Genomic DNA, 12,053 nt, shown 5'->3' on the forward strand with positions numbered 1-12,053 from the left:
TTGCCGGAAACAGCCGCCTCGGTGAGGACGCGGGTGGTTTCCTGGAAGGACGCGGCGGAGATGAAGGACCGGGTCTGCAGGGATGCCTTGGTAATACCGTGCAGGATCGGGATCGCCTTCGCCGGACGAAGATCTTCGGCAAGCGCCTTTTCGTTCGCCTCGTCAAACTCATCCCGGTCGACAGTCTCACCAACCAGCAATGTGGTATCGCCGGCGTCGGAAACTTCCACCTTCTGCAGCATCTGGCGGACGATCACTTCAATATGCTTGTCGTTGATCTTCACGCCCTGCAGTCGGTAGACGTCCTGGATCTCGTTGATGATGTATTCGGCGAGCGCCTCGACACCAAGAACGTTCAGGATGTCATGCGGAACCGGATTACCGTCCATCAGCAGATCGCCGACCTGAACGAAGTCGCCTTCCTGAACCGCAAGGTGTTTGCCCTTCGGGATCAGATATTCGACTGTTTCCTTCTCACCGTCCTGCGGCACGACCATGATCCGGCGCTTGGTTTTGTAGTCCTTGCCGAATTCAACGCGTCCTTCGGATTCGCTGATGATCGCGTAATCCTTCGGCTTGCGAGCCTCGAAGAGTTCCGCAACCCGCGGCAGACCACCCGTGATATCGCGGGTCTTGGAAGATTCCCGCGGGATACGGGCCAGCACGTCACCGGCACGAACCTGTGCACCATTGTCCACCGAGAGGATGGCGTCGACCGACATGAAGTAGCGGGCCTCGAGACCGTTCGCCAGCTCGATGACTTCGCCCTTCTCGTCACGCAGGGTAACACGCGGACGCAGATCACCACCGCGCTGCTGCTGCTTCCAGTCGATAACCACGCGGGAAGCGATACCGGTCGCTTCGTCGGTGACCTCGTTCATGGAAACACCGTCGACGAGGTCGACGTAATGCGCCGTACCTTCTTTCTCGGTGATGATCGGAATCGTGTACGGATCCCAATCGGCGATCTTGTCTCCCGGCTTCACGATCTGCTCGTCATCGACGAACAGACGGGAGCCGTACGGAATCCGGTGACGGGCCCGCTCGCGGCCCTGGTCGTCCTGCAGGATCACTTCCGTGTTCCGGCTCATCACGATCAGGATGCCTTCGGAGTTCGTCACCACGTTTCGGTTCAACACCTTCACACTGGCGTCGAAAGCGGCTTCGATGCTGGACTGCTCGGCACCACGCTGGGCGGCACCGCCGATGTGGAAGGTCCGCATCGTCAGCTGGGTACCCGGCTCACCAATGGACTGGGCGGCAATGACGCCGACCGCTTCACCGATATTGACGCGGGTACCACGGGCCAGGTCACGGCCGTAGCAGCTGGCGCAAACGCCGACCTTGCTGTCGCAGGTAAGCACCGAACGCAGGCGTACCTGGTCGATACCGGCCCGTTCGATCGCATCAACCAGCGGCTCGTCAATGATAGTCGACGCATCCGCGATTTTCTCCCCCGTGAGCGGAGCGATAAGCTCGTCCGCACAGGTCCGGCCGAGAATACGCTCGCTCAGCGGATCGATCACTTCGCCGCCTTCGACAACAGCCTTCACCGTGATGCCGCGCTCAGTGCCGCAATCCTCTTCGGTGATGATGCAGTCCTGGGCAACGTCGACCAGACGGCGCGTCAGGTAACCGGAGTTCGCGGTCTTCAGCGCCGTGTCGGCCAGACCCTTACGGGCACCGTGGGTGGAGTTAAAGTATTCAAGGACGGTAAGGCCCTCCTTGAAGTTCGAGGTGATCGGCGTCTCGATGATCTCACCCGACGGCTTGGCCATCAGGCCGCGCATACCGGCAAGCTGCTTGATCTGCGTCGCGGAACCACGAGCACCGGAATGGGCCATCATCCAGACCGAGTTGACGGGCTGGCCCGGCTCCTCGTTGGACATGTGCTCCATCATCTTTTCGGCGACCACATCGGTACAACGGGACCAGACGTCGATGACCTTGTTGTACTTCTCACCCTGGGTGATCAGGCCATCAAGATACTGCTGCTCGAACTCCTTCACCTCGGCATGAGCCGCATCGACCAGTTCATGCTTGGCGTCCGGAATGATCAGATCGTCCTTGCCGAACGAAATACCGGCGCGGCACGCATGTCCGAAGCCAAGGGTCATCAGATGATCGGCGAAGATCACCGTGTCCTTCTGACCGCAGTGGCGATAGACCTGATCGATAACGCTCTGCACTTCCTTCTTCGTCATCAGCTTGTTGATAACAGTGAAGGGAAGGTTCGGGTTTTTCGGCAGAAGCTGCGCAATCTTCAGGCGGCCCGGCGTGGTTTCAACCCGCTTGGTCACCTCTTCACCAGTCTCTTCGAACGTGTCGACACGCGCCTGGATCTTGGTGTGCAGATTCACCGCGCCGGAATTCAGCGCGTGCTCGATCTCGCCCATATCGGCAAAGACCATGCCCTCGCCCGGCATCCCCTCACGCTCGATCGTCAGATAGTAGAGACCGAGAATGATATCCTGGGACGGCACGATGATCGGCTTGCCGTTCGCAGGGCTGAGGATGTTGTTGGTCGACATCATCAGCACGCGCGCTTCGAGCTGGGCTTCCAGGGAAAGCGGTACGTGGACCGCCATCTGGTCACCATCGAAATCGGCGTTGAACGCTGTACAGACCAGCGGGTGCAGCTGGATCGCCTTACCTTCGATCAGCACCGGCTCGAAAGCCTGGATGCCAAGACGGTGCAGGGTCGGCGCACGGTTCAGCATGACCGGATGCTCGCGAATAACCTCTTCGAGGATATCCCAGACTTCCGGACGTTCCTTCTCCACCATCCGCTTGGCGGCCTTGATGGTGCTGGCGAGACCATAGAGCTCAAGCTTCGAATAGATGAACGGCTTGAACAGCTCGAGCGCCATCTTCTTCGGCAGGCCGCACTGATGCAGCATCAGGCTCGGGCCAACGACGATGACCGAACGGCCGGAATAATCGACGCGCTTTCCGAGCAGGTTCTGACGGAAGCGGCCCTGCTTGCCCTTCAGCATGTCGGAGAGGGACTTCAGCGGACGCTTGTTGGCGCCGGTGATGACCCGGCCGCGGCGGCCGTTGTCGAACAGGGCGTCAACGGACTCCTGCAGCATGCGCTTTTCGTTACGGACAATGATGTCCGGCGCACGCAGCTCGATCAGCCGCTTCAGACGGTTGTTCCGGTTGATTACCCGGCGATAGAGATCGTTCAGATCGGAGGTGGCGAAACGACCACCATCCAGCGGAACCAGCGGGCGCAGTTCCGGCGGAATGACCGGGATCACGTCGAGGATCATCCATTCCGGACGACAGCCGGATTCCTCGAAAGCCTCGATCAGCTTCAGACGTTTGACCAGCTTCTTGCGCTTGGCTTCCGAACCCGTGGTCCGGAGCTCTTCGCGGATGGTTTCCTTTTCCTCGTCAAGATCGAGGTTGACCATCATTTCCTTCAGCGCCTCGGCGCCGATCATGGCCTTGAAGGTATCCTCGCCGTACTCGTCCTGCGCGTCGTAGTAATCTTCCTCGCTGAGGAGCTGGCGATACTTGAACGGCGTCAGGCCCGGCTCGACGACACAGAAGCTCTCGAAATAGAGGATCCGTTCCAGATCCTTCAGGGTCATGTCGAGCAGCAGACCGATGCGGCTCGGCAGGGACTTCAGGAACCAGATGTGAGCAACCGGGGAGGCCAGTTCGATATGGCCCATCCGCTCGCGGCGGACCTTCGAGAGCGTGACTTCAACGCCGCACTTCTCGCAGATGATGCCGCGATATTTCATCCGCTTGTACTTACCGCACAAGCATTCGTAGTCCTTGATCGGGCCAAAGATCCGGGCGCAGAACAGGCCATCGCGCTCCGGCTTAAAGGTCCGGTAGTTGATGGTCTCGGGCTTCTTGATTTCACCGAACGACCATGAGCGGATCCGCTCCGGGCTCGCGATCGCGATCCGGATGTGATCGAAGCTCTGAGGGCCGGACGGCTGACCAAAGATGTTCATCAACTCGTTCATCAAGCATCTCCTTACGTCACTGGGACGTTGTGCGCCGACTTACCATAGTGTGGGCGACGCGGCCGGGAACGGCAAGTCCGCCCCGGGAGGATAAAACCGGGCGGCCTCCTTCAGGAGACCACCCGGAATGGCTTACTGCTGCTCTTGTTCCAGCTCGACATTGAGGCCGAGGGAGCGGAGTTCCTTCACGAGAACGTTGAAGGATTCCGGGATACCCGCCTCGAAATTGTCGTCGCCGCGAACAATCGCTTCGTACACCTTGGTCCGGCCGGACACATCGTCCGACTTCACCGTCAGCATTTCCTGCAGGGTATATGCAGCGCCGTAGGCTTCTAGGGCCCAGACCTCCATTTCCCCGAAACGCTGACCACCGAACTGTGCCTTACCGCCCAGCGGCTGCTGGGTAACAAGGCTGTACGGGCCAATGGACCGCGCGTGGATCTTGTCATCCACAAGGTGGTGCAGCTTCAGCATGTAGATGTAGCCGACTGTCACCTTACGATCGAACACCTCGCCGGTCCGGCCATCGATCAGGGTAACCTGACCGGTGGAGTCGAGACCCGCCGTGTCCAGCATGGCGACGATGTCGTCTTCCTTGGCGCCGTCGAACACCGGCGTGCCCATCGGCACACCGCGGCTGAGGTTGCCGGCGAGTTCAAGAATCTCGTCGTCACCCAGCGGCTCGATCTCGGCCTTGTACTGTTTTTCGCCATACACTTTCTCGAACAGCGTCTTGAAGCCGCCGGTCTTGGCCGTGTTGTGGATATCGGTCAGCATCTCGTTGATCTGCAGACCGAGACCATGCGACGCCCAGCCGAGGTGGGTTTCAAGAATCTGCCCGACATTCATGCGGCTAGGCACGCCAAGCGGATTGAGCACGATGTCGACGGCAGTACCGTCCTCGAGATAGGGCATGTCCTCGACCGGGTTGATCTTGGAAATGACACCCTTGTTACCGTGACGGCCGGCCATCTTGTCACCCGGCTGCAGCTTGCGCTTCACCGCGACGAAGACCTTGACCATCTTCATGACGCCCGGCGGCAACTCGTCACCGCGCTGCAGCTTCTCGACCTTGTTGTCGAAGCGGGACTGAAGCTCTTCGACACTCTTGTCGAATTCGCCCTTGATCCCTTCCAGATATTCCATCCGGGCTTCGTCTTCGACGGAGAACTGACGCCACTGGCCCTGGGTATATTCGCCGAGCACCGCTTCGGTGATCTCGACGCCGCCCTTGAAGCCTTTCGGACCTTCGACCGACTTCTGACCGAGCAGCTGTTCCTTCAGACGGGCAAAGAAGCCACGCTCCAGGATTGCCCGTTCGTCGTCGCGGTCCTTCGCGAGACGTTCGATTTCCGACCGTTCGATGGCCAGAGCACGTTCGTCCTTATCGACGCCGCGGCGTGAGAAGACGCGAACCTCGACAACCGTACCGGTGCCTCCCGGCGGAACCTTCAGGGAGGTGTCACGGACGTCGGAAGCCTTTTCACCGAAGATCGCGCGGAGAAGCTTTTCTTCCGGCGTCATCGGGCTTTCGCCCTTCGGCGTCACCTTACCGACGAGAATGTCGCCCGGGTTCACCTCGGCACCGATATAGACCATGCCGGCTTCGTCGAGATTCTTCAGGGCTTCTTCGCCGACATTCGGAATGTCGCGCGTGATTTCTTCCTGACCCAGCTTGGTATCGCGGGCCATGATCTCGAATTCCTCGATGTGGATCGAGGTGAAGACATCGTCACGGACGATGCGCTCGGAGATCAGGATCGAATCTTCGAAGTTGTAGCCATTCCACGGCATGAAGGCGACGAGCACGTTCCGGCCGAGCGCGAGCTCGCCGAGATCCGTGGACGGGCCGTCAGCCATGATGTCTCCGGCCTGAACCCGGTCACCGACCTTCACCAGCGGACGCTGGTTGATGCAGGTGTTCTGGTTCGAGCGCTGGAACTTCAGCAGCGAGTAGATATCAACGTTGCTTTCCGTGCTCGCGGTGGCGTCGGTCGCGCGGACAACGATACGGGTCGCGTCCACCTGATCGACGATGCCGGAGCGCTTGGCGACGATGGTCACACCACTGTCGCGGGCGACGCGGGCTTCCATGCCGGTACCGACATACGGCGCTTCGGCTTTCACCAGCGGCACCGCCTGCCGTTGCATGTTCGAGCCCATCAGCGCGCGGTTGGCGTCATCGTTCTCGAGGAACGGGATGAGCGCCGCGGCGACGGATACCAGCTGTTTCGGCGAGACGTCGATAAGATCGATATCCTCCGGACGGGCCAGACCGAAGTCGCCCTGCCGGCGCACCGGGATCAGCTCTTCGACGAAACGGTTTTTATCGTCGATCGGGGCGTTGGCCTGGGCCACCGTATACCGGCCCTCTTCCATCGCGGAGATGTAGCGGACCTCGTCGGTCACCGTACCGTCGACAACCTTGCGGTACGGGGTCTCGATGAAGCCGTACTGGTTGACGCGAGCATAGGTGGCGAGCGAGTTGATCAGACCGATGTTCGGGCCTTCAGGCGTTTCAATCGGGCAGATCCGGCCATAGTGGGTCGGGTGCACGTCACGCACTTCGAAGCCTGCGCGCTCACGGGTCAGACCGCCTGGGCCAAGCGCCGAAAGGCGGCGTTTGTGGGTGATCTCGGAGAGCGGGTTGGTCTGGTCCATGAACTGGGACAGCTGCGAGGAGCCGAAGAATTCACGAACGGCAGCAGCAGCCGGCTTCGCATTGATCAGGTCATGCGGCATCACGGTGTCGATCTCGACCGAGCTCATGCGCTCGCGGATCGCCCGTTCCATGCGCAGCAGGCCGACGCGATACTGGTTCTCCATCAGCTCACCGACGGACCGGACGCGGCGGTTGCCGAGGTGGTCAATATCGTCGATATCGCCCTTGCCGTCCTTCAGGTCGACCAGGATTTTCAGGATCGCCAGGATGTCTTCCTTGCGCAGGGTGCGCAGCTGATCGTCGGTTTCCTGATCGAGACGGGCATTCATCTTCACCCGGCCGACAGCAGAGAGGTCGTAGCGCTCGGAATCGAAGAACAGGCCGTTGAACAGGTTTTCAGCAGTCTCGAGGGTCGGCGGCTCGCCCGGGCGCATGACCCGGTAAATATCAACCAGCGCTTCTTCGCGAGTGGTGTTCTTGTCCATCGCCAGCGTGTTGCGCACATAGGCACCGACGGTCATGTGGTCGATCGCCAGAACCGGCAGCTCTTCGATGCCCGCTTCGGCAATCGTCTCGAGCAGTTCCTCAGTGATCTCGTCACCGGCCTCGACGATGATTTCGCCGGTTTCCGGATTGATGATGTCGATCGAGATGTACTGGGTGAGCAGCTCTTCGCTCGGAACGTAGACGTCCTTGAGGCCGGCTTCCGCCAGCTTGCGGCCAAGCCGCGGGGTCATCTTGTCGCCAAGCTTGGCAACGACCTCACCGGAATCCGCATCGACCAGATCGCGGGCGAGCTTCTGGCCGCGCAGGCGGGAGATGTCGAAAGCGGTTTTCCAGTCTTCGCCCTTCTTGGTGAAGGTGATGGAGTCGTAGAAGTAGCTGAGGATGTCCTCGGCGGTCAGGCCGGTTACCTGAGAGCGGTCCACGTCGACACCGGTCTCGTGGCATTCCTTCAGATAGCCTTCCGCCTGGTTGCTCATCAGCGCCAGCAGCAGCGTGGTCGCGGGCAGCTTGCGGCGGCGGTCGATGCGCACATAGAGGATATCCTTGGCATCGAATTCGAAATCGAGCCAGGAGCCGCGGTACGGGATCACGCGGGCCGCGAAGAGATACTTGCCGGACGAATGGGTCTTGCCCTTGTCGTGGTCGAAGAACACGCCCGGGGAACGGTGCATCTGGGAGACGATGACACGCTCGGTTCCGTTAATGACGAAGGTACCGTTCTTCGTCATCAGCGGCATGTCGCCCATATAGACGTCCTGCTCCTTGATGTCGCGGATCGAGCGGGAACCGGTCTCTTCCTCGACGTCCCAGACGACAAGACGGAGGGTCACCTTCAGCGGCGCCGCGAAGGTAATTCCACGCTGCTGGCACTCTTCAACGTCATATTTCGGCGTCTCGAGCTCATAGCTGACGAACTCGAGCATTGCACGCTCGGAGAAGTCCTTGATCGGGAAAACCGACTTGAAGACTTCCTGAAGCCCCAGAACCTGACGGTCTTCAATCGACACGTCTTTCTGCAGGAACAGATCGTAGGAGCTTTTCTGAACCTCGATGAGGTTCGGCATTGGGGACGCTTCGGAAATGCGCCCGAAATCCTTGCGCACACGCTTGCGACTGGTGAAGGAACCAACGGAGGAAATCGCCATGGTCAAACCTCGCCCACCTTTCGTTCGAACAGGAGCGGTCGGGACGGGTATCCGTCCGCTCCATGGCTCCCGCGCCCGCCGCGAGAACCGCCTTATCAGCCTGGCCGGGGAAACCGGCCTCCTAGCCTTACCGCTACTGCCTCGGCAGCAACGGTAAGAACAGGAAAAGGGCAGGGCGACGAGCGCGTCTACCGACGCGCCCGCACCCCACCCGTATTCCAGAGTAACGCCAAGGCGTTACTTCAGCTCGACGGTCGCACCAGCTTCCTCGAGTTTCTTCTTCAGCTCTTCGGCTTCGTCCTTGGAAGCACCTTCCTTCACAGGCTTCGGTGCACCTTCGACGAGGTCCTTGGCTTCTTTCAGGCCGAGACCGGTGATCGCGCGAACTTCTTTGATCACGTTGATCTTCTTGTCGCCAGCAGCGGTCAGGACAACGTCAAAGGAGTCCTTCTCTTCTGCAGCGGCACCACCGGCATCGCCACCACCAGCAACGGCTGCAACAGCAACCGGAGCAGCGGCGGACACGCCCCATTTTTCTTCAAGCATCTTCGACAGATCGGCCGCTTCGAGGACCGTCAGTTTGGAAAGCTCATCAACAAGCTTCTCAAGATCAGCCATTAGTAAATACTCCAGACTTGAGCTTCGTTAAACGGAGTGGAAGGCCCACTCACCCCTCTTGACTGCCACGGGCAGAAAGCACCCGAGCCATTTGACCGGCAGGTGCCTGCAGAACACCGGCGACCTTGGTCGCAGGCGTCGAAAGCATACCCAGCAGTTTTGCACGCAGTTCGTCGAGGGACGGCAACTTGGCGAGAGCCTTGACCTGCTCGACATCGAGCATTTTTGTGCCGAGAGCCCCGGCGACAATGGACAATTTCTCGTTGGCGTTGGCGAACTCGACGGCAACCTTGGCAGCGGCAACCGGATCTTCGGACGTAGCAATCGCCGTCGGACCCGTGAAGGACGCATCAAGGTTTTCGTACTCCGTGCCTTTCAGAGCGAGACGAGCGATCCGATTCTTCGTGACTTTGTATCGGGCCCCTGCTGAACGCATCTTGCCGCGAAGGTCATTGACCTCATCGACCGTCAGCCCGACCTGATGGGTAACCACGACGAGCGCGGAATCCGAAAAGGTCTTGTTCAGGGTCTCGACCAGAGCCGCTTTTTCAGTACGGTTCACTGATCATCTCCGCATCTGCGGGCCTCAGCACAATGCCGAAGCCCCCTTTGCACATGAACCGACGAACACCATGCCCGTCGGCCCGGTTCGCCTGTCCCAGAAGCTCAAACGTCAGTCTGACCCGGCATACCGGGATAGAAATCCGTTTTCACCCCTGTCTGTACGGGTCGATTAAGCCGCCGTGGCCGAAGCCCCTTTGGCACCCGTAGTCTCGGACAGGTCGGGGCCGATCCGAAGGTCGGCCCCTGTCTCCGGCCCCCGCCAGGGGACCGGAAATCACAAACTGTAACTAGGCGGCGCCCAGTACAGCAGTATCCACTTTCACACCCGGCCCCATGGTGGAGCTGAGCGCGATGCGCTTGACGTATGTGCCTTTGGCACCGGTCGGCTTCGCGCGGGTGATCGCATCGACGAACGCGTTCGCGTTCTCAAGCAGCTGCTCCTCGGAGAAGCTGGCCTTGCCGATACCGGCATGAACGATACCTGCACGCTCGACGCGGAACTCAACCTGACCGGCCTTGGCGGCGGTCACGGCAGCAGCCACATCCGGCGTCACGGTACCGAGCTTCGGGTTCGGCATCAGGCCGCGCGGGCCCAGAACCTTACCGAGACGACCGACGAGGGCCATCATGTCCGGCGTGGCGATGACACGGTCGAAATCCGTCCGGCCATCCTGGATTTCCTTCATCAGGTCATCCGCACCGACGATCTCGGCACCGGCTTCGCGCGCCTCGTCAGCCTTCGCGTCTTTCGCGAAAACCGCGACGCGAACGTCTTTACCCGTGCCATGCGGCAGAGCAACGACGCCACGAACCATCTGGTCGGCGTGACGCGGGTCAACACCGAGGTTCATGGAGATCTCGACGGTCTCGTCGAACTTCGCCTTGGCGCCGCTCTTGACCAGTTTCACCGCTTCGTCGAGAGCGTGCAGCTTCAGCCGATCGACGCTCTCATAGGCGCCCTTAAGACGCTTACCCAGTTTCGCCATCGTCTTACTCCACAACCTCAACGCCCATGGAACGGGCGGAACCGCGGATCATCTGGCATGCGCCTTCAAGATCGACGGCGTTCAGATCCGGCATCTTCGTTTCGGCGATCTCACGGACCTGGTCCATGGTGATCTGGCCGACAACTTCCTTGCTCGGGTTGCTCGCGCCCTTCGGGAGCTTCGCGGCCTTCTTGATGAAGAAGCTGGCCGGCGGAGTCTTGGTCACGAACGAGAACGTACGGTCCTGGTAAGCGGTGATCACGACCGGGATCGGCATGCCTTTTTCAAGGTTGCCGGTAGCCGCGTTGAACGCCTTGCAGAATTCCATGATGTTCAGCCCGCGCTGACCCAGCGCAGGTCCGACCGGCGGAGACGGGTTCGCCTCACCGGCCTTGATCTCCAGCTTGATATAGCCAGCGATCTTTTTCGCCATTGTACTTACCTCTCATAGTGCCGGGTGGTGCGGGCTCCCAAGGTTTTCAGGAAGACCTCCCACGCGGACATCAATTGAACGTCAGATCTTTTCGACCTGGGTATATTCCAGCTCGACGGGCGTCGACCGTCCAAAAATCGACACCGCAACCTTGAGACGGGATTTTTCCTCGTCCACATCCTCAACATAACCGTTGAAGGACGCAAACGGCCCGTCGGAAACACGTACCTGCTCGCCGATCTCGAAGATGACGGACGGCTTCGGCCGCTCGACGCCTTCGGCGACCTGCTTGATAATGCGCTCGGCCTCGGACCTCGAGATCGCCTGGGGCTTGCCCTTGCTGCCGAGAAAACCGGTAACCTTCGGCTGGTCCTGAACCAGGTGCCAGCTCTGATCGGTCAACTCCATCTTCACGAGGATGTAGCCGGGGAAAAACTTGCGCTCTGCGTTCACTTTCGTGCCGCGTCGCATTTCCACGACTTCCTCGGTCGGAACCAAAACTTCTTCGATCAGGTCTTCCATCTCATGCGCGGCTGCCTGCTCGCGAATGGATTGCGCGACCTTCTTCTCGAAGCCGGAATAGACATGGAGGACGTACCAACGCGGTGCCAACGGCCTAAGCCCCCAAACCCAAAATAAATTTCACGCCCCACGACAGCGCGCCATCGACGAGGAAAAAGAAGATAGACGCAAGCGTCACCATGATGAAAACCATCATAGTGCCCACGCCTGTTTCCTTGCGGCTCGCCCAGGTCACCTTGGAAACTTCCTGGCGAACCTGACGGACGAACTGCGCCGGAGAAACCTTTGCCATCGTGATCCGTTTCTGTCAGCCGGGCTGTATAGCGCCCCGGCGGAATGAAATCAACAGTACAGAAGCGTGGCAGGAGTGGCAGGGATCGAACCCGCAACCCCCGGTTTTGGAGACCGGTGCTCTACCAATTGAGCTACACTCCTACGCCGCGCTGCAGAATGCCGCCCCAAACTCTCCGAATGAGAGGCCGGGACGGCAGCCTGTTAGTAAGTCTTTTTACTCGACGATTTTGGCGACGACGCCGGCACCGACGGTCCGGCCACCTTCGCGGATAGCGAAGCGCAGGCCTTCATCCATGGCAATCGGCGCGATCAGGTTAACCGTCATCGCAATGTTAT

General features: G+C 59.9%; 9 protein-coding genes and 1 tRNA gene. All 10 read right to left on the reverse strand.

The annotated features are described in order from the left end of the window. Positions 1 to 3,986: DNA-directed RNA polymerase subunit beta' (gene rpoC, locus IG629_RS22380; protein WP_193174079.1), on the reverse strand; the 3,986-nt coding region annotated here is incomplete at its 3' end. Positions 3,987 to 4,118: 132 nt separating this feature from the next. Beyond that, positions 4,119 to 8,300 carry a DNA-directed RNA polymerase subunit beta gene (gene rpoB / locus IG629_RS22385; RefSeq protein WP_193174080.1) on the reverse strand — a complete coding sequence of 1,394 codons (4,182 nt, stop codon included), beginning with the start codon at positions 8,298 to 8,300 and terminating at the stop codon, positions 4,119 to 4,121. Positions 8,301 to 8,537: 237 nt separating this feature from the next. Next, entirely contained in the window at positions 8,538 to 8,918 is a 381-nt protein-coding gene (gene rplL / locus IG629_RS22390) for a 50S ribosomal protein L7/L12 (RefSeq protein WP_193174081.1), read from the reverse strand. A gap of 49 nt (positions 8,919 to 8,967) precedes the next feature. Beyond that, on the reverse strand, positions 8,968 to 9,480 hold the full coding sequence (gene rplJ / locus IG629_RS22395) for a 50S ribosomal protein L10 (RefSeq protein ID WP_193174082.1): 513 nt from the start codon (positions 9,478 to 9,480) through the stop codon (positions 8,968 to 8,970). A 289-nt stretch (positions 9,481 to 9,769) separates the two neighbouring features. Next, positions 9,770 to 10,468, reverse strand: coding sequence for a 50S ribosomal protein L1 (gene rplA, locus IG629_RS22400; protein WP_193174083.1), 699 nt, complete (start codon positions 10,466 to 10,468; stop codon positions 9,770 to 9,772). A gap of 4 nt (positions 10,469 to 10,472) precedes the next feature. Continuing rightward, positions 10,473 to 10,901 (reverse strand): 50S ribosomal protein L11, encoded by a 429-nt coding sequence (gene rplK, locus IG629_RS22405; RefSeq protein ID WP_193174084.1) that lies wholly within the window; start codon positions 10,899 to 10,901, stop codon positions 10,473 to 10,475. Between the two features lie 81 nt (positions 10,902 to 10,982). Continuing rightward, complete coding sequence (gene nusG / locus IG629_RS22410) at positions 10,983 to 11,513, reverse strand: transcription termination/antitermination protein NusG (RefSeq protein ID WP_193174085.1); 531 nt, start codon at positions 11,511 to 11,513, stop codon at positions 10,983 to 10,985. A gap of 4 nt (positions 11,514 to 11,517) precedes the next feature. Continuing rightward, positions 11,518 to 11,715 carry a preprotein translocase subunit SecE gene (gene secE, locus IG629_RS22415; protein ID WP_193174086.1) on the reverse strand — a complete coding sequence of 66 codons (198 nt, stop codon included), beginning with the start codon at positions 11,713 to 11,715 and terminating at the stop codon, positions 11,518 to 11,520. Positions 11,716 to 11,782: 67 nt separating this feature from the next. After that, positions 11,783 to 11,858: transfer RNA gene (locus tag IG629_RS22420), tRNA-Trp, on the reverse strand. A 73-nt stretch (positions 11,859 to 11,931) separates the two neighbouring features. Further along, positions 11,932 to 12,053, reverse strand: a 122-nt coding sequence (locus IG629_RS22425) for an EF-Tu C-terminal domain-related protein (protein WP_449867061.1), incomplete at its 5' end; no start/stop codon positions are given.

The organism is Nisaea nitritireducens (assembly GCF_014904795.1).
Classification (GTDB): Bacteria; Pseudomonadota; Alphaproteobacteria; order Thalassobaculales; family Thalassobaculaceae; genus Nisaea; species Nisaea nitritireducens.